The organism is Anaerolineales bacterium, from assembly GCA_003105035.1.
GTDB lineage: Bacteria > Chloroflexota > Anaerolineae > Anaerolineales > UBA4823 > FEB-25.
This window is the reverse complement of record PQAL01000002.1, coordinates 148,523-167,470: the sequence shown is the minus strand read 5'-3', so window position 1 is coordinate 167,470 and position 18,948 is coordinate 148,523. Positions and strand designations below refer to the sequence as shown.

Here is an 18,948-nt window from a genome sequence, read left to right as displayed (position 1 = left end):
TTTGATGGTGGTCAAATCAGAGCATGCGCGGCAGGAAGAAAAAGAAATCCTCAATACCATGGGCAATCACAGGCATCAGCAAGCTCCCGCTCCGCTCCCTCAGCCAGGCAAAAATGAAGCCGGAAATGAACGAATTACGCAGAGCGATCGCATCGATATGGATGGACAGGTCGTTGTTGAAGCCAAAGCCATGCAGCAGGCTGAACAGGAGTGAGGTGATGACCGCTCCCCAACCCATCCACGCTCCGAGAAAATTGATTTTTTTCGGCAAAAGCTTATTAAGGATACCCAGGAGGCAGCCGCGATAGACAAGCTCTTCGTTCAGGCTGGGCATAAACGCTAGATAGCCCAGGGTAAGGATGTCAAATTTGCCTTTCGGCGAGCTTATCCCAACAATCGTTGACCAGCCAACCAGTACAAGGATCACCAGACCGCAAGCCAGCAGCGAGCCTTCCTTTTGGCGTAGCGTCAGACCAATTTCATCCCTGGATAGAATGCGTCGGCTGAAATATAACAGGACAAGGGTAAAAAGGATACTAAAGAGCTTCCCGCTCCAGTTGCTGACCAGGTAACCTTCCCAGGTACGTGCGGGGATCAACTGCAGGGAAGGGTATTGGATGGTCACCACCATCAGAAAGTTGTCAGCAAAGTAAACGAAGAAAAATACTAAAAGGAACATTCCTGAGTGTAAAATTCGCCTACCCAGTAAAGCAAGTAGGATGATAAGCACAATGGCGGCGATTACAACTTTGGTTATCAGGGTTGCCAGCATGCTTACCATCCTGCAAGTAGGTGATCTAGCACGATGTGGTAGAAAGTTAAATCACTGAGCTGTTATTACAATTGCACCACCTTACGCTCTATGACCATCTCACATACGATTTCCAGAGTAATCGATTATTTATCGAACCTGAACTTCCACAAAGCGATCAGGAAGAACAGCAAGCCCATTCCCAGAAGGATGCCAATTTGGGGCAGGACCTGAACAAATGAGGCGTTTTCCCCCATCAGGCGGTAGAACCCCTCCACACCGTGGTTCTGCGGGGTGAGGCTGGAAATAAAGCCTACCACTCCACCCTGGCGGTAGAAAGGTGTCGTCCCGATGGCCAGCGCGCCACCAATGCCAGCCAGAACGAAAGCCAGGATCACCCCGAGGCTGTCAGCCTGCTTCGATGTTTTGGATACTGCTGCCACCAGCATACCCAAAGCTGTAGCGTTGAATGCCACCACCAGGGTCATGACGATTAAACCAAGAGGCGACCTCCCAAGCGGAGTGCCGAAAATAAGCGCAGCGACAGTGAACATCACCACCACCTGGGCGCAGGCCAGCATCATGTAGGCCAGCATTTTTCCAGCCAGGATGGCGCCACGCGGAATCGTAGCGGTCAACAAACGCCGTAAGGTGCCATTCTCGCGCTCCACAAGCAGTGAGCCACCCGACATGCCTACAATAAAATAGATGAACATCACGGTGAGACCAGGAAACAGGTAGGCGAAGAAAACTTGCAGTGTGGGGCCACTCTCCACGCCCTGGGCGCTCTCAACGGACACAACAATGACCGGGTTGGTGCGCATTTCATTGATTTGTGTCATGATTACACCCAGGTTCTGGGCTTCGATGGCGCGGGCTTGCTCCTGGCTGGCCATCGCCAGGATTCCCGCCTCATCCATAATGGTACGCACCCCATGTTGGACCTCACCCCACAAGGAAAATTCAGCGATCACCTGGTTCATGATCCCGGCCACGATATTCCCGCTCTCAAGCTCAGCCGGATCGACAATCACTTGTAATTGTGTAGGAATGTAGCTGTCAATCTTCTGGCTGAAATCAGGCGGGATGATGATGGCTGCCGCGGCTTTGCCATTCGCCACCGGTTGCTCTGCCGAGGCTGCATCCGGATATTCGGTGACATTTAACTGGTCAATCGTTTTAACCACCTTAGCCAGCTGAGTCCCAAAAACGCCCTGGTCAAGGTTGACCAGGCCAACATTGAGCAGGATGACGTCTGCGTCTGGGTTGTTCATAGCCAAATTACCACCACCGAAGAAAGCGCCGATCATCAGCGGCAGCAGGAACAGGATCACCAGCCAGGCTCTCTCCTTGGAGATGAGCTGGATCTCTTTCCAGGTAACGGATAACGTGTATTTGATGAATTGCATGATTATGCTCCTCTCTCCCTAGCGCTCAAAGTCGAAACGCCACAAGCCGATGATAAAGAAGAGCAGGGTGAACCCGAGCAGCACCGCCAGATCGAGGGCGATCACAGACGGTCCAAGGCCACGGATCAGCAGGTCATCCAAGGCCCGGTTAGCCCAGTAATGCGGTACGATCATCGGGATCGGGCCGAGGAAGCGCTCCAGCACGAACAGCGGTACCAGGCAGCCACCCAGCAAACCCATGCCCCACAACAACAAGGTGCTTAATCCCGCTATCTGGTTCTCGGTGCGTGCCAGGGCAGCTACCATGATCCCGAAGGCACTGGAACATAGTGCCAGCATCACGGCGACAAGCAAAGCCCCGAGGGGTGAATTCTCGATTGGTAAAGGTGTCAGTCCAATGAGGCGCAAGCCCACAGCCCCGAAAGCGAATATCACGGCAATTTGCACCAGCCCGATGATGAAATTGGGGAGTATCTTGCCGATCAACAGCTGAGCCTTGCTCAAGGGAGCCGCAGTCAGCCGGCGAAACGAACCAACTTTTTTCTCATCATAAATTGAATGGGCAGTGGCCTGGGCAGTCATGAAGACGAACAGCACAGCAAATCCGGGCACCGTGGATAGACTGAGATCAGGGGTGGATTGCTGACTGGCTTCCTGCCTGGGCGTGGATTGGACGATAACAATCAATGGCTCCGCCTGGGCGCGGGTAAACTGGGTACGCGCCTGGGCAATGATACGCTCAGTGGTGAACACCTGCTGGGCGGTCGGCGAATCGGCTTGCATGTCACCCATCTGTTTCAGGCTGGCAATGATCTGGCTCTCAAGGGTCATGTCGGCTGCAGCGCTCTCCAGCACTAGCCGGGCTGCTTCTGTCATCTGGTTATTGGCACTCGCGCCAGTAACGAGGCGGAGAGACACTGGCTGACCAGCTTCGGTCGAAGTGGTAAAGCCAGCCGGTATGACCAGGTAAAAATCCAACTCTTTTTTATCGAGGAGCGCCTGTGCCTCGTCCAGAGTGTAAGGCAGCACAGTCAGTTTTCCATCTGCCTGGATGCGACCCACCAGCTCCTGAGCTGCAGAGCCGTTATCCAGGTTGACAACGCCAAGTTTTGGAAGCACCACTTCCTCACTTTCCCCGATAGCCCCCAGGGCTCCACTAAACACCAGAATAAATAGCAAGGGAAGGATAAACAATTGGAAGATAGACCCACGGTCTTTGAATAATATCTGAAGGTCCTTGCCGGCAATACTCAGTATTTTCATGGTCGTTTCTCCCCTGGCTATTCTCTGAGCTTTTTACCGGTGAGGTGCAGGAAAACACTTTCCAGGTTGGGCTGCATGATCTCAAGGGAGGTGATAGCGATATCATGCTCATTCAGATAGCCCAACACATTCACCACGGCCTGCTGGTTCTGCTCGGCGACGATCTTGACCACCGGGCTGGCGATGACCGGTTTGGCTTCCAACGTGGATTCCTTGCCTTCCGGGGCTGGTGGGGCGGGCGGTTGGGGAACCAGCAAGGCTTCTCTTACAGCCGGGAGACTACCAATCTGGGCTAACATGGCATCGTCAAGCTGGCTGACGCCTACATAGACGACGCCTCCGCCCAACAAGCCGATCAGGTTTTTAATCGTGTCGAGGGCAATTATCCGCCCTTCATCGATAATGGCAGCCCGGCTGCATAACGTTTCCACTTCTTCCATGTAATGGCTGGTGTAAACCACACTCATGCCGCGCTCGCGATTCAAGCGCTGCACGCTCTCAAAGATATGGTTGCGGCTCTGCGGGTCTACCCCCACTGTGGGTTCATCCAGGAAGAGCAAACGCGGCTGATGCACCAGGCCAGCAGCAATGTTGACCCGGCGCTTCATCCCCCCTGAAAACTTATCCACCACGCCATCTGCCCGTTCGGTGAGTGCCACCACTCTCAAGACGTCATCAACACGTTCTTTGAGCTCTTTGCCATGCAGCCCGTAGATACGCCCAAAGAAGTTCAGGTTGGCTCGGGCGCTTAGCGTTGGATAGACGGCGAGGTCTTGAGGCACCAACCCGTTGATCTTCTTGACCTGATTGGCTTCCTTATGGATGTCGTATCCACCAATGCGCGCCGTTCCTGAGGTCGGTGGTATCACGCCGGTAAGCATGGAGATGGTTTGTGTTTTTCCGGCTCCGTTCGGCCCAAGCAGGCCGAACACTTCTCCCTCCTCAACGCTGAAGCTGATCCCTTTCACCGCTTCAAAATCTCCGTATTTCTTGACAAGATTCTCGACTTCCAAAATCGCTGGCATAGCTTGCCCCTTTCTGACAGATGATCACCCCAACAGCTGATCGATTGACGGGTGCTAGTGAATTCCTCGAATATAATGATTAAGGCTTAGCAAAGTTCTCGCCTGATGATATTACGCTCTGCGATAATGCAAAAGCAATCGATCTGTCCCGTTAGATAATCGACTTAGGTTTCCCGTATATTTCCTCCTCCGGATTCGCTCCTTAGAATTCACTCTGATCAAGATGGGCTTCTAGTAACCAACCTGAATAACGGCTTTTTTAAGGGAAAATGATATTAGGTTTTTATTCTGGACAAGAGACCACATTAGTATAGCATTAATTTTAATAGCCAAAAAAACCAACCGAGCTAAACAAATGATTATTCCTAATCTAATTTAAAATCAGACTTAGCATTTACACAAGTACCTGCGTATAATTGCTGTGATTAAATAAATCACCAGGAGGCAATATGAAAAACTCATTGATGTTTATAGGAATAGTGTTAGTAGCAATCATGGTCATCGTAAGTGCTTGCTCTTCAAGCACAATTAACAGTACGTCCGCCCCTGCATCAACCTCATCTCAAGAAGGTGCAACCCTTGTGCAGGAACGCTGCTCGGTGTGCCACCCCTTGTCGCGAGTTGAGAGCATGCGTCTGACTGCGACGGAATGGAGCGCATTGGTTGACCAGATGGTCGCACGTGGCGCAAATCTCACCTCAGAAGAAAAAACGACTGTGGTCAATTACCTGGCAGCCAATTACGGAAAATAGGCAGTACTTGCTTTGTAATCATAGGTTCTCGTAGAAATTTCACGTCCTGTGATAATCTCACGGGAGTTTTTTTATAATACCCAGGTGAATAAATACCCACATGTTCCTGATATTCATCACTATAAACCCACCTCCATCTAGCGGATAATAAATATCCGAGCTTACGAGGTAAAATTACCAGCAAAGCCGTCAGTAATTCAAGCGATTTTCGGAGGTAACATGATCAAGATGCTCTCAGGGGATGAAGCAGTTGCGCGTGGTGCCTGGGAAGCCGGGGTTGTTGTGGCTTCGGCCTACCCTGGCACACCCAGCACTGAAATCTTGGAAGACCTGGTGCATTATCCCAACGTGTACACGGAATGGGCACCCAACGAAAAAGTGGCCGTGGATGTGGCTATTGGGGCTGCCTATGCCGGGAAGAGAGGCCTGGCAGCTATGAAGCACGTCGGGCTGAACGTGGCAGCAGATTCCTTCATGTACGCCTCCATGACGGGCATGGAAGCCGGGCTGGTAATCGTCACCGCGGATGACCCGGCCATGCACTCCAGCCAGAACGAGCAGGACAACCGCACATTTGCCAAGTTTGGGCGCGTGCCTTGCCTGGAGCCATCCGACAGCCAGGAAGCTAAGGATCTGACCATTGCAGCATTCGGTCTGAGCGAGCGCTTCGACACCCCGGTATTGCTGCGCCTGACCACCCGCATCTGCCATTCCACCAGCGCGGTCGAGCTGGGCGAGCGCGTGGAGCCAGCTTCGAGCGAACCCAAACCATTCCCGCGCAACCCGAGCAAATATGTGATGGTGCCGGGTAACGCGGTCAAGCGCCACCCGGTAATCGAACAACGCATGCGCGACGTGGCTGCTTTTGCCGAGACTTTTCCTTATAACCACGTTGAAATGGATGATACCAGCCTGGGTATCATCACCTGCGGTGTGGCCTACCAGTACGCCAAGGAAGTGTTCCCGCACGCTTCCATCCTGCACTTGGGGATGACCTGGCCGATCCCCGATCAAATGATTCGGAAGTTCGCAGCTTCAGTGAAGAGGTTGATCGTCATTGAAGAGCTCGATCCGTTCCTGGAGGAAGCCATCCGCCTGATGGGCATCGAAGTGGAAGGCAAGAGTATTTTCCCCTTGATGGGCGAGCTGGACCCACGCGTGGTGCGTGAGGCAGCCATCCAGGCGGGTTTGTTACCTGCTAATCAGCACGTCGCGCTACCAGAAGTAGAGGTTGGACCCCTGCCAGCCCGACCGCCAGTGCTCTGCCCAGGTTGTCCTCACCGCGGTGTATTCTATGTGCTCAATAAGCTCAAGGTGCCGGTCAACGGGGATATTGGCTGTTATACCCTGGGGTTGATCCCACCGCTGAGTGCCATCCACTCCTGCGGGTGCATGGGGGCCAGCATCGCCGTAGCTCACGGTGCAGCCAAAGCCGGCAGCCCGGAACATCATGTGGCGGTCATTGGTGATTCGACCTTCTTCCATACCGGCATCCCCGCTTTGATCAACACCGTCTACAACCAGAGCCCGGTCATCACCATTATCATGGATAACCGGGTAACCGGAATGACCGGCCACCAGCAGAATCCAGGTACCGGCTTTACATTACAGGGCAAACCGACTACCGTGATCGAGCTTGAGCCGCTGGTGCGTTCGTTGGGTATAAGACATGTGAAAACGGTGCCGGCGTATAACGTGGAAGAAATTGAGAGCACGCTGAAGGAATATATCAAACAGGACGAGCCGGCGGTATTGATTACACTGGAACCATGCGTGCTGCTACCTGAAGTGCGCAAGCGCTGGGTGCCGCTGGAGGTCCTGTCGGATCAATGCAACGGCTGTGCTTTGTGCTTCCGTATCGGCTGCCCGGCCATACTGAAGAGTGATGAGCTGGATGCCCGTCTACAGCGCCCGAAAGCACTGATCGATGCCACATTATGCACCGGGTGTGAGGTGTGTGCCCAACTCTGCCCGCGCGATGCAATCACGTTCAGGCCTGTGGAAATGGAAGAGGTGTGAAATGAGAGATTCAATCAACTTCCTCCTGGCAGGTGTCGGCGGTCAGGGCACCATCCTGGCCTCCGATGTACTGGTCAATGTGGGGTTGGCAGCAGGCCTGCAGGCCAAGCAGGCTGAAGTACATGGCATGTCGCAGCGCGGCGGTAGCGTGACCAGCTACGTACGCTGGGGCCGCACAGTACATTCTCCTTTGGTGGGGGCAGGCGAAGTAGATGTCTTTTTAGCCTTTGAGAAAGCCGAAGCCCTGCGCAACCTGTGCCAATTACGAATGGGGGCTCTGGCATTGGTCAACCTGGCAGCTATTGAGCCGGTGACGGTCACCTCCGGAGGTCAATCCTACCCGGATGATGCCACCCTGCACCAGAAGATCGCTGAGGTTACTGCCCAGGTGGTTTATGTGGATGGAGAAGCCATCGCCCAGTCGCTGGGCAATATCCGCGCAGCAAATGTGGTGCTGCTCGGAGCGCTCTCGGCGCTCATGGAGCGGGAGGGGCTGTCCGGCGACGAGCTTTCCGCCGATACCTGGCTAAAGGTTATCATCGGCAGGGTGCCGCCCAAGTATGCGGAGCTGAACCGCCAAGCGTTTGAGCAGGGGAGACAAGCGGTGGAGAGAGAAGTCTGAACCGCAGATTTAGCTGATTGTTGGATTACGCAAATTAATATCAGCATTTTTGAACCGTCTATTCATAAAAGTCAACTTAATAGTACCAATAAATGAGTGACCCAAATTATAAATATTCAGACATTACAAAGAGGATCATCGGGTCAGCGATGAAAGTACATTCCACATTGGGTAATGGTTTCCAAGAGGTGATCTACCAGCGTGCGATGGCGCTAGAAATGAGTAAGGAAGGATTGTCATTTCAGAGAGAACTTGAAATGCCCATCCATTATGATGGTGAGGAGATTGGTACACGCAGGGTGGATTTTTTGGTAGAAGATAAAGTAATGGTGGAGATAAAGGCTATTATTTTGCTTGAGGATGTTCATCTGGCACAGGCAATAAACTATCTTGAGGCATACCAGCTACAGATAGGGTTACTGCTTAATTTTGGTGCAAAAAGCCTTGAATTTCGGCGTCTAATAAATAGTAAAAGGTTACGTTCCTACTGATGGATTACATAGATAAATCAATCTTTTTATCTGTGTAATCCCAAAATCAGTGTAATCAGTGGTTCTGACTGTTTTACCCAGCTCCCTTTAGATTCAACAATACCACGCCACCGATAATCAATACGATGCCTGCAAGCTTGGGAATGGTAAACGATTCGCGGAAGGCCAGGATGCCGATTGTGGCGATCAGGGCAGTGCCCAACCCGGACCAGATGGCATAAGCGGTGCTCACCTCAATTTTCTTGAGTGCGAAAGCCATGAAAACAAAGCTGATGATATACATGGCAAACATCAGCGCCGAAGGCAGCAGCTTTGTCAGCCCTTGTGAAACCTTCATCATCGTTGTGCCGATCACTTCGGTCAGGATGGCAATCAGTAGATAGAACCAGTACAACATATCAAACCTCCGGCGTCATATAGATCGGCTGTGCATGATGTTCGCTTCCCATTTATGTCATCTGCACCATATCAAAATGCATGGGTTAGCTGAGTGGTGGCTGTGCGGTTTTGTACAGCCTTTTTACCCGATGCGTATACAACGCATTGAAAGTGAGCCATAGGTGACCTTGTCAGTGAAGAAACTGACCGGCTCGCCTTTTTCTCTTAACCCAAGGGTGTAAAGCAAGGGCAGGTAGTGTTCAGCTGAATTCACCGCCAGGAGAGCTGCCTGGCCATATTTCTCATAATGGATCACCGATTCATGGTCATCTTCCAGGATCCACTGCTTTACTTTCAAGTCATACTCAACCGCCCAATCAAAAGCTCTGTCTTCCCACACCAGCACGCGCAAGTTGTGAACGATATTTCCACTCCCCACCACCAGTACCCCTGCATGCCGTAAAGGCTTGAGGTATCGGCTGAGCTGGTAGTGATCGGCAGGTTCGAGGTTGCGATCCAGGCTTAGCTGCACCACGGGTATATCGGCGGCGGGATACATGCGGCATAATACCGACCACGTCCCATGGTCCAACCCCCAGTTATGGTCACGCTCCACCTTCGAGGTACCTGACAACTGGATAATCTGTTCAGCGAGGGCTTGCGAGCCCGGAGCAGGATACTGTTTACGGAACAGTTCATCCGGAAAACCGTAGAAATCGTGGATAGTTCGGGGGTTTTCCATGGCAGTGACCTGGGCGCCGCGGGTTTCCCAATGGGCGGAGATGCACAGGATGGCTTCAGGCCGTGGGATTTGCTTAGCTACCTGCTCCCAGGCCTGGCTGAACTCGTTATCTTCGATGGCATTCATGGGGCTGCCATGCCCGAGAAACAAAACTGGCATATGGGTGTTATTCAATGTAAAACTCCACGTTCTCATTCGGATGTCTAAATTTACTACCGAACGCCTGCGAAGGCAAGAAATTCTTATAGCTAAACACCGGGAGGTTGATATAATCGGCGAATGACCAAAACCTACAAGATCATCCTGAATCCTACCGCAGGCAACGGCAACGGACAAAAATCCCTGCCCCAGCTTGAAGAGCTACTCAAGCAAACTAAGGTAAGTTATCAGCTTACCCTCACGGAAGGCATCGGGCACGGTATTGAACTGACCCGCCAGGCGGTGAAGGAAGGCTGCGGGGCGGTTGTTGCCGCAGGTGGAGATGGCACGGTGAATGAGGTGGTCAATGGACTGATGCAATGCAAGCTTGAAGGCCAGGCCATTCCTCCCATGGGTGTGCTGTGCGTGGGGCGAGGGAATGATTTTGCAGGCAGCGTGGGCATCCCTGAGGACCTGGCTGGCGGACTCCAGGCCCTGTTGGCTGATCAGCGGCGCATCGTGGATATCGGCCGAGTCTCGGGCGGCCTGGTGCCGGAAGGGCGCTTCTTCTGCAACTGCGTGGGCGTTGGCTTTGATGCCATTACCACCATTGAAGTACACAGGCTTCCCCGCTGGGGAGGTTACCTGGCATTCATGGCAGCTGTGCTTAAAACCGTATTCTTGTACAACAAAGCCCCCCTGGCTGCCATCGAGTTCGACGGGAGCACCATCACCCAACGCTCGTTACTGATCTCGATCATGAACGGGCGCCGGTTGGGTGGAGGTTTCCTCATGGCTCCCAAATCGCAGCCGGATGACGGTTTGTTCGACCTGTGCATAGCCGAGCAGATGAGCTCTCTGAACGTGATCAAGATGATCCCGCACTTCACCAAGGGCGACCAGGCCACCCAGCCAACGATTAAGACCGGGCAGGCAAAGCGGATTACCATCACCGCCCAGGACGGACCTCTGCCAGCCCAGACAGACGGGGAGATCATCAGCGAAACAGGCACCCGGTTGGAGATTGAAGTCCTGCCACGCCAGTTGGAGATCATTTACAAACCACCCCAGGCAGCCGCGTGAGCATCTCTCAGCACTCTGTCGTTATCTTCTTTAAAGGGCTCACCAACCTGATCTGTCGAATTCACGATCAGGAGCTGTACAGCATCCCAGCACACGGACCACTCATCATCTACACCAACCACGTCAATGTCCTCGAGATCCCCATCATCTACACCCACCTGCAACCACGCAAGGTACATGGCATGCTGCTGGCGGAGCGGTGGAAGATCCCGGTGATGAATTGGGTATTCGACGTGACTGAGACCATCCCCTTGCACCGCGGCGAGGCTGATCTGCCAGCCATCCGCATGGGACTCGAGGCCCTCGGGAGGGGTGAGATGCTCATCATTGCACCAGAAGGCACCCGCAGTCACGATGGCCAGCTGCAAGGTGCCCATCCAGGTGTGGTGTTGCTGGCACTGCATAGTGGGGCGCCACTGATTCCCGTGGGGTATTTCGGTGCAGAAAATTACACGGCTAACCTGCGTAAACTGAAGCGCACTGATTTTCACCTGACGGTTGGCAAACCATTCTACCTGGATACCCGGGGTGAGCAGGTGACCAAAAAGGTACGCCAGCGAATCATGGATGAAATGATGTACCAGCTGGCCATGGTAATGCCGGAAAAATATCGGGGGATATATGCGGATTTGTCCAGGTCAAGGATGGAGTATCTAAAATTTAAGTAAATCAGAACCAGCAAGGATAGAACGGTGATTCCCTTTGGAACTTTTACAGGGATGGAAAAGCATGCTCATGTAACCTTCAGGGCTTATAACCGTATACATTCTATGAGAAGGAAAATCAAATCAGGAGGTTAAAATGACCACAGACAACACCCCTATTCAAATCATCCGCGAAAAACCTAAGGTGATCTACCGTGATGGCGGCGGTGGCGCAGTCTATGGGCTGGGGCTGATCGGAGCCTGGATATATTTCATTGGCCAGGCGACCACATTCTGGCTCGGTGTGCTGGGATTCTTGAAGGGCATCGTGTGGCCTATTTTCTTGGTTTATGAGCTACTCAAATACTTGAACGTGCAATAAGCAATAATTAATAAGTAGATAACTACTTTCGATTCACAAGGAATTAACTGGTGAAAATCTCCGTCATTGGTGGCGGATCTACTTATACACCTGAGCTGGTCAATGGCTTCCTTGAGCGCACCGCCACGCTGCCGGTCAGCGAGCTGTGTCTGATGGACATCAACCAGAAGCGCCTGTCCATCGTGGGTGGCTTCGCCCAGCGCATGGTGCAGGCAAGGGGTGCGCCGTTCAAGGTGATGCTAACCACCAACCAGCAGGCAGCGATAACGGATGCCTCTTATGTCATCACCCAGCTCAGGGTAGGGCAGATGCCCGCCCGCGTGGCGGATGAGTACCTGGGTCAGCGTAACGGCTTGATCGGCCAGGAGACCACTGGCGTAGGTGGGATGGCCAAGGCGCTGCGCACGATCCCGGTCATCTTAAGTGTGGCCGAAGACATACGCCAATATGCGAAGCCGGGAGCGCTCCTGGTAAACTTCACCAACCCGGCCGGTCTCGTCACGCAGGCGATACAAAAATTCGCACCTGATGTCCCATCGGTGGGGGTATGCAACGTGGCCATCACCACGAAGATGGCCATTCTGGAAGAATTGAAGCAGGTGGTCGGCAGCGACGTCCCCCCCGAACGGGTAGAGCTGAACACGCTCGGCCTGAACCACCTCTCCTGGCACCGGGGCTTCACCATTGACGGCCAGGAGATCTGGCCGCAGGTAATTGAAGCCACTCTGGAAAAGCTACGCTCCGACCCAGAAGCGGAGTGGGACATTCGCACCATCGAGGTGTTGGGGATGCTACCCAACTATTACCTGCAGTATTATTACTTTACCGACCATAAGCTCAAAGAACAGCAAAAATGGCCACCGTCACGCGGCGAAGAAGTACTCAAGATTGAAAAGGACTTGCTCAGGCAGTATGCCGACCCATCTCTCACCTCTCCACCAGCCGATTTATTGCAGCGTGGCGGGGCATATTATTCCACAGTCGCCACCCAGTTATTGAACGCCCATCATAACAACCTGAGTGAAACCCACATTGTTAATACTGCCCACCGCGGCACGGTGAAAGGCTGGCCGGAAGATTGGGTGCTGGAGATGCCCTGCCTGGTGGATAAAAGCGGTGTCCATCCCATGCCAACCGAACCACTGCCCGAGGTATGCTTTGGTCTGCTGGCACAGGTCAAATCTTACGAGCTGCTCACCGTGGAAGCCGCCGTTCACGGCGACAGATCTGCAGCCTTCAAGGCCCTGCTTGCCCATCCATTGGGGCCCTCCGCTGACTGCGTCCAGGCTGTGTTGGATGACATGCTGGTAACCAACCGGATTTACCTGCCACAGTTCTGGAAAAACTGGGCAGCCACCCCCAGCATGAGATCATAAAATGACCGCCCTTTCCCTAAAATCGCAGCTTCTCAAAGAAATCTATGAACAGCCGGCAGCCATCCAACGCATGCTGGAAACCGAGGCGGAGCGTGTGACGCGCATCTCCCAGCAGCTCTCGCCGCGCAGCTTCTCATATGCCCTGCTGGCGGCGCGCGGCACATCTGATAACGCTGCACGCTACGGCCAATACATCCTGGGGGCGCTCAACTGCCTTCCGGTGGCTCTGGCAGCACCTTCGCTATTCACGCGTTACCAATCTCCACCTCGGCTGGCAGGGTCTTTGGTGATCGGCATATCGCAATCAGGCCAGTCGCCGGATATCGTCAGTGTGCTCGAAGAAGGCCACCGCCAGGGAGTTCCGACCATTGCCATCACCAATGATCTGGACTCGCCGTTGGCACAGACGGCTGAATATATAATCGGTCTGGGGGTGGGCCGTGAGACCAGCGTGGCAGCCACGAAAACCTACACAGCCCAGCTGGCCGCCCTGGCCATGCTGGCATTGTGCCTGAAAGGCACTCCGAACCAGCTCGGCCTGCTGGAAGCAGTCCCAGGAGCGCTGGCTGAGGCGCTAAAATCCGAGGCGCAGGCGCGTGAAGCAGCTCAAGTCCTCGCAGCATCAGACCATACGATCTTTATCGGGCGAGGATTTAACTATTCTACAGCTCATGAGATTGCATTGAAATGCAAGGAGCTGGCTAACATCCAGGCTGAACCATACTCTTCGGCTGATTTCTTACACGGCCCGATCGCCATCGTGGATGAAGGCTTCCCGGTGAACATCATCTCCATCGGAGATACCTTCAGAGAAGAGCTGACTGCATTGGGTGCCACCCTGCGCGCTCGAGGTGCCCGGCTGGTCACCATCGGCGACGCTCCCCTAGAAGGGCACCAACCAGGCCAGGATACCTTCATCCCTGTACCCAAAGGTCTTCCCGAGTGGCTCAGCCCCATCCCAGCCATCCTGCCCGGGCAGCTGCTAGCTTATCACTTAACCATCGCGCGTGGATTCGACCCCGACCAACCCCGGGCTTTGCACAAGGTGACCCGGACGGAGTGATGCTGGTGTCACTGTAAGGAGCGGTTTCTGCGATGAAGCAGTCTTCCTGTAACAAGATTGCCCAACCGATGTGCTATTCATAATTGAGCAATGTTCTATAGAGGAGATTGCCACGGCCGGCAAAAACCGCCGGCCTCGCAATGACAGCCGCGTATCTTTGCGGGGAGTGAGGTCAATGATTTTCTGACCGAACGACAAAGCAATCTTCCTATCACAAGATTGCCCAGCTGACATCCGATACATAATTGAGCGATGTTGTATGGAGAAAATTGTCACAGCCAGCTTAGATAACAAGCCTTGCAATGGCAAAAAAGTCAAGAAGCGGAGATAGCGTAAGGCTCAATGAGCTTATCAGGGGCCTCAAGCTGGTTCTGGACAGTATTCAAGCGGCGGTAGAGGCCGTCTTGAGCCATCAGCTCGGTATGCGTGCCCACCTGCTGGATCTGCCGTCCTTCCAGCACCACGATCTTATCAGCGTTGCGGATGGTGGATAGCCGGTGAGCGATGATGATGGTTGTGCGACCGACCATTAAGCGCTCCAGGGCTTGTTGGATGAGCAGCTCGGTCTCCGTATCCACTGAAGAGGTGGCCTCATCCAGGATCAGGATGGGGGCATCCTTGAGCACGGCGCGGGCGATGGAAAGGCGCTGCTTCTGCCCCCCAGAGAGTTTCACCCCGCGTTCCCCCACTAAAGTATCGTAACCATCGGCGAGCTCGTTGATAAAACCATCCGCATTGGCGACCTTCGCTGCGGCGATGACTTCCTGCTCAGATGCGTTCGGACGCCCAAACAGGATATTCTCACGCACCGAGCCGTGGAACAGGAACACATCCTGCAGGACTATGCTGACCTGCTGGCGCAGGCTTTCCAGTGTATAGCTGCGGATATCAGCGCCATCCAGAGTGATGCAGCCGGAAGTGACGTCATAGAAACGCGGGATGAGGCTAACCAGGGTAGACTTGCCTACACCAGTTGGACCAACCAGTGCCACCACCTGGTGAGCAAGGATTTCCAGGTTGATATCCTCGAGCACGCGTGTATCGGGCGAATACTCGAAGTTCACATTTTGGAGGGAGATGTTCCCAATCGCACGCCCTTCCAAAGACATGGCTTCTGTGGAGTTCATGATCTCGGGTCGCTCTGCCAGCAAGTCAGCGACACGGTCAGCACCTGCCAGCGATCCCTGGATTTGTTCCCAGGCGTTGCTCAGGTTACGCACCGGCTGGTAGAAAATATCCAGGTACAGGAAGAAAGCTACCAGGTCTTCTACAGAAAGAATGCCCTGGAGAGCCAGTCTGCCACCAAAATAGATCACGATCAGCACACCCATCGAGGAGGTAAACTCGATGAAGGGCTGGAAGATGGCCATCAGCTTAAGCGCCCCGAGCAGGCTGGTACGGTAGCGGTTGATGCCTTGATCGACGCGCTTCATTTCTTCCTCTTCGCGGGTGAAGGCTTTGACCTCACGGATGCCAGAGATGGAATCATTCAGGATGGCATTCAGGTTTCCTAATTCTTTCTGTCGCTCGCGGAAAGCCGGGCGTACATAGCGGGCGTAGATCCTTAAGGAAAGCAGAACCAACGGGATGGGAATCATGGAGAGTAAGGTCAGGCGCCAGTTCATGGTCATCATCACCGCCGTCACACCCACTAGGGTGATGACGGAGACAATCACATCAGGGATGGCATGCGAGATGAGCTGTTCGAACAGTTCGGTATCATTAATCACCCGGCTCATCAGCTGGCCAGTCTGCTTGTCTTCGTAATACCGTAAAGAGAGGGCCTGCAGGTGTTCGTAGATGTGCTTTCGTACATCAGCCACCACCCCCCAGCCCGCCAGATGGGCCATGTACGACCGTAAGAACTGCATGAGGCCTCGAAGAATGTAAACGCCTAGCGCAGCCAACGCCAGTGCAGTGATCAGTGTATAGGATGCCGGAGTGATGTTTGTGTTGGTGACATCCGCGATCAGGCTACGGATGATCAACGGCACAGCCAGCTGCACAGCTACCAGCAACAAGGTGCTGAGGATCGTGATGGTAAGCACCAGCCTATATCGCTTTGCGTATGATAATACGAGCTGAATGGGGGTCAAATCTAGCTCCTAACTAACAATAAAAATTATCTCCAGCGCTCAGGCTGAAGTAAAAATCATTATAGGCTGCGATGATTAAAATGGGGAGTGTATAATTACTAGAAAAGAGAGGAAGTTTACCATGCTTTGGGTAACCCGTTCACACGTTCATGTTGACCGCATAGCCTGCCCGTGGTTGGTCACGCGCTTCATTGATAGCGAAGCAGACTTCTTATTTGTACCCACAAGCCAGATTGAGAAGGTGGTTGCTGAGATGGATGCAATCCCCTTCGATGCACCGGGGGTAGAACTTGGCCATCACGAAGGCAGATGTTCGTTCGAGTCCATCATCTTGAAATATGGGCTCAAAGAGCCAGGGCTGCTCAGGCTGGCGAAAATCGTGCATGCAGCCGACATCAGTGAGGATATTGACACAGACCCGCTCGCCCGCGGGCTGGAAGCGATCGCCAGCGGCTTCAGCCTGCGTTTCCCCGAAGATAATGAAAACCTGGCCCACCAGTTTGATGTATATGATGCCTTATATGCCTGGTGCCGTATGGATGTTGCGAAAAAGGTTTAACTATTTTACAGATTATTTTAAGCATCTTGGTATACAATGACACGTGAAGTGGTGTGCAATGCAGAAATAAAAAGCTAATTCCATAAAAATGCTTTAGAGGGATGGGAGCATGAAAGTTTTACCGGCAAGCTGGGGAACCGAACGATTAACGGTAAGAGATGCGAACATGGAAGACGTCCCCCACCTGCAAAATGTATTCAATGCGTGTTCATATGTGGGTGCATGGGACAGCAGTTTCTACGAAGAAACTGAGGAAGCATTTATCAAGCTGGTATCGAAAAGCCTGGGGTTAAATCACACAGCCAAAGATATATTCAAAATGCAAAGCGTGTTTCTGCGGGGGGGCAAGGATATTATCGGGTATTTTCACCTTTTCCACGACGCTCCCATGCCGCACCGGGTATGGATATCGATGTTCGTGGTCCACCCGCATTTCCAAAAGAACCACTACGGCTCGGAACTGGCTTATGGAATCTGGGACCAGTTCAAACAGCTGGGGGAATATGAAGCCATCTGGCTGAAGGTATGCTTAAAAAACTGGCCAGCCCTGAGGTTTTGGATCGACATGGGCTGGCGCACGATCGTACACTATGAAGGCGATACGGTGCATGCTGACGACACGACCGCCGCAGTGGTGCTCGAGCGGAAGTTAAGCGTCCTCCCCGCTTAGTGGGTCGTAATTCCCAACCAACTGCCCAGCCTGGCCTTGACCAAGCTGGCGCAAGGAGCTGGTAATTGCTTTCAGGGCCAGCTCGCGCTCGGGTGAAGCGGGCTGGAGTACCCATTGATTGCGCTCCTCCAGCAGTTGCTGCAAGCGGGGCAAACGCGTGTCGGGAGGAATCACCTCAGGCAGGGTGTCATGATCGGGCATCAGGGTATCGACATCGCGCAGGTTGCGGAAAACGTAGCCACTTAACCCAACCAAAGCAGCAATGATTCCTCCAATAATAAATAGCAGCGCCATCCCACGCCCAGGGCCGATGCCTACAGCCCAGCCTACCGAAGTGGCCAGAGTGCTTTGGGGATCGCGCATGGCCGGCTCAAGTACTTTATCCGACAGAGGACCGGCGATCAGCATAGCCAGGGGGCTGACAAACCAGGCGATCAGCCGGCGAATTGAAAATACTTTTCCCTGCAGGTCGGGAGGCACCTTGGCTTGCCAGATGGCCTGGTTGGAACCATTGATGATGGGTGCGAAGAACATCCCCAGAAAGGCTGAAATGACCCAAAATGGAATAGTGCGACTGAAGCCCATCAGCACGCTGCCTAACAGGCTGGCAACGAACCAGCCCAACAGCACCCCGTGCACGCGCCGTTTTGGACCTCCCCAGGCACTCATCACCAGGCCACCGATCACGCCTCCGATCGCGCCGGCCGAATTTACTGCAGCCAGGGCTTTTTCGTTGCTGCCGGTGTTGGCAAGGATCATGGCGGCCTCAACTGCCCCGGGAATACCAACAAAGAAATTACCCATCAGGAAGACAATCTGAAGGGCCAGCAACGAGGGCCGGTTCCAGATGTAGACAAACCCGAAAGCCGCTTCTTTCAGGATGCTGCCACGGGCCTTAAGACCTTCCGCGGTAATTTTGGGTTGAGGGATATGCACCAGCAGCAGGGCACTAATGGCCAGGGAAAAAGTGACGATATCGATCAACAGGATGCCACTCACGCCGATGATCCCGATCAATGCGCCGGCCAGGATAGGGGCGAAGATATTTGAAGCAGTGTCGGCCAGCGAGAGCATGCCATTGGCACGCCCATACTGCTTCTTGGGGATCATGGTGGATATGGCAGCCGAATAAGCCGGCCACTGGAAGGATTGGAACACACCCTGGAAGGCACTGGTGATAAACAGGTGCCAGATCTCCAGGCGACCAGTTGTATACAGTATGAGGATAATGATCGTGGCTATCCCGGAGGCGACATCACTCACCATCATCATCATCTTGCGGTTGGAGCGGTCCACCAGGGCACCTGCAAATGGTGAGGCAATGAGCATGGGAGCAACGAAGAAGAACCCGACCATAGCCAAAGCAGTGGCTGAATTCGTCTTCTGGTATGCCCAGATGGTCATGGCAAAACCAGTCATGCTGGTGCCAAGTAAGGAGATGATCTGGCCAATCCAGACGATGGTAAAGCCAAACATACCCCCAGG

At 53.5% G+C, this 18,948-nt stretch carries 19 protein-coding genes; 11 read left to right on the top strand and 8 right to left on the bottom strand.

Annotated features, from left to right (window positions below; translation table 11 throughout):
• Positions 1–16 precede the first annotated feature (16 nt).
• The 4 genes from C3F13_01070 to C3F13_01055 form a co-directional block, all read right to left on the bottom strand.
• The gene (locus tag C3F13_01070) at positions 17–781 is read right to left on the bottom strand and encodes a hypothetical protein (protein PWB56691.1); all 765 of its coding nucleotides are present in this window, start codon (positions 779–781) and stop codon (positions 17–19) included.
• A gap of 116 nt (positions 782–897) precedes the next feature.
• Positions 898–2,160, bottom strand: a complete 1,263-nt coding sequence (locus tag C3F13_01065; protein PWB56690.1) for a hypothetical protein — start codon at positions 2,158–2,160, stop codon at positions 898–900.
• 18 nt (positions 2,161–2,178) lie between these two features.
• A complete protein-coding gene (locus C3F13_01060) occupies positions 2,179–3,423 on the bottom strand; it encodes a hypothetical protein (GenBank protein ID PWB56689.1) in 1,245 nt (414 codons plus the stop codon).
• A 17-nt stretch (positions 3,424–3,440) separates the two neighbouring features.
• A complete protein-coding gene (locus tag C3F13_01055) occupies positions 3,441–4,439 on the bottom strand; it encodes an export ABC transporter ATP-binding protein (GenBank protein ID PWB56741.1) in 999 nt (332 codons plus the stop codon).
• Between the two features lie 458 nt (positions 4,440–4,897).
• Here C3F13_01055 and C3F13_01050 point away from each other — a divergent pair, with 458 nt between their 5' ends.
• From C3F13_01050 to C3F13_01035, 4 genes are all read left to right on the top strand, one after another.
• Positions 4,898–5,200 carry a hypothetical protein gene (locus C3F13_01050; protein PWB56688.1) on the top strand — a complete coding sequence of 101 codons (303 nt, stop codon included), beginning with the start codon at positions 4,898–4,900 and terminating at the stop codon, positions 5,198–5,200.
• A gap of 219 nt (positions 5,201–5,419) precedes the next feature.
• Positions 5,420–7,219: an indolepyruvate ferredoxin oxidoreductase subunit alpha gene (iorA, locus tag C3F13_01045; GenBank protein PWB56687.1), complete on the top strand. Its 1,800-nt coding sequence runs from the start codon at positions 5,420–5,422 to the stop codon at positions 7,217–7,219.
• A 1-nt stretch (position 7,220) separates the two neighbouring features.
• Complete coding sequence (locus tag C3F13_01040; protein PWB56686.1) at positions 7,221–7,841, top strand: indolepyruvate ferredoxin oxidoreductase; 621 nt, start codon at positions 7,221–7,223, stop codon at positions 7,839–7,841.
• 92 nt (positions 7,842–7,933) lie between these two features.
• Complete coding sequence (locus tag C3F13_01035) at positions 7,934–8,332, top strand: GxxExxY protein (protein ID PWB56685.1); 399 nt, start codon at positions 7,934–7,936, stop codon at positions 8,330–8,332.
• Between the two features lie 73 nt (positions 8,333–8,405).
• Here the strand turns inward: C3F13_01035 and C3F13_01030 are convergent, their stop codons facing one another.
• Together C3F13_01030 and C3F13_01025 are read right to left on the bottom strand one after the other, a co-directional pair.
• Positions 8,406–8,726 carry a hypothetical protein gene (locus C3F13_01030; protein ID PWB56740.1) on the bottom strand — a complete coding sequence of 107 codons (321 nt, stop codon included), beginning with the start codon at positions 8,724–8,726 and terminating at the stop codon, positions 8,406–8,408.
• Positions 8,727–8,852: 126 nt separating this feature from the next.
• Positions 8,853–9,647, bottom strand: coding sequence for a 4,5-DOPA dioxygenase extradiol (locus C3F13_01025; protein ID PWB56684.1), 795 nt, complete (start codon positions 9,645–9,647; stop codon positions 8,853–8,855).
• 84 nt (positions 9,648–9,731) lie between these two features.
• On the opposite strand from C3F13_01025, the gene C3F13_01020 reads away from it, so the two are divergent.
• The 5 genes from C3F13_01020 to C3F13_01000 all read left to right on the top strand — a co-directional run bounded on the left by C3F13_01020 (position 9,732) and on the right by C3F13_01000 (position 14,138).
• Positions 9,732–10,673 carry a hypothetical protein gene (locus C3F13_01020; GenBank protein PWB56683.1) on the top strand — a complete coding sequence of 314 codons (942 nt, stop codon included), beginning with the start codon at positions 9,732–9,734 and terminating at the stop codon, positions 10,671–10,673.
• Positions 10,670–11,341: a 1-acyl-sn-glycerol-3-phosphate acyltransferase gene (locus tag C3F13_01015; GenBank protein ID PWB56682.1), complete on the top strand. Its 672-nt coding sequence runs from the start codon at positions 10,670–10,672 to the stop codon at positions 11,339–11,341. Before C3F13_01020 ends, C3F13_01015 begins: the two co-directional genes overlap by 4 nt.
• Positions 11,342–11,474: 133 nt before the next feature.
• Positions 11,475–11,699, top strand: coding sequence for a hypothetical protein (locus C3F13_01010; protein PWB56681.1), 225 nt, complete (start codon positions 11,475–11,477; stop codon positions 11,697–11,699).
• 50 nt (positions 11,700–11,749) lie between these two features.
• Positions 11,750–13,075, top strand: coding sequence for a 6-phospho-beta-glucosidase (locus tag C3F13_01005; protein ID PWB56680.1), 1,326 nt, complete (start codon positions 11,750–11,752; stop codon positions 13,073–13,075).
• A gap of 1 nt (position 13,076) precedes the next feature.
• Positions 13,077–14,138 carry a glucosamine--fructose-6-phosphate aminotransferase gene (locus C3F13_01000; protein PWB56679.1) on the top strand — a complete coding sequence of 354 codons (1,062 nt, stop codon included), beginning with the start codon at positions 13,077–13,079 and terminating at the stop codon, positions 14,136–14,138.
• A 314-nt stretch (positions 14,139–14,452) separates the two neighbouring features.
• Here the strand turns inward: C3F13_01000 and C3F13_00995 are convergent, their stop codons facing one another.
• Positions 14,453–16,234, bottom strand: a complete 1,782-nt coding sequence (locus tag C3F13_00995; GenBank protein ID PWB56678.1) for an ABC transporter ATP-binding protein — start codon at positions 16,232–16,234, stop codon at positions 14,453–14,455.
• Positions 16,235–16,355: 121 nt separating this feature from the next.
• On the opposite strand from C3F13_00995, the gene C3F13_00990 reads away from it, so the two are divergent.
• Complete coding sequence (locus C3F13_00990) at positions 16,356–16,793, top strand: chromate resistance protein (protein PWB56677.1); 438 nt, start codon at positions 16,356–16,358, stop codon at positions 16,791–16,793.
• Between the two features lie 109 nt (positions 16,794–16,902).
• Positions 16,903–17,463, top strand: coding sequence for a hypothetical protein (locus C3F13_00985; GenBank protein ID PWB56676.1), 561 nt, complete (start codon positions 16,903–16,905; stop codon positions 17,461–17,463).
• Here the strand turns inward: C3F13_00985 and C3F13_00980 are convergent.
• Complete coding sequence (locus C3F13_00980; GenBank protein ID PWB56739.1) at positions 17,443–18,939, bottom strand: MFS transporter; 1,497 nt, start codon at positions 18,937–18,939, stop codon at positions 17,443–17,445. The two genes, C3F13_00985 and C3F13_00980, sit on opposite strands and share 21 nt — an antisense overlap.
• Positions 18,940–18,948: the final 9 nt, after the last annotated feature.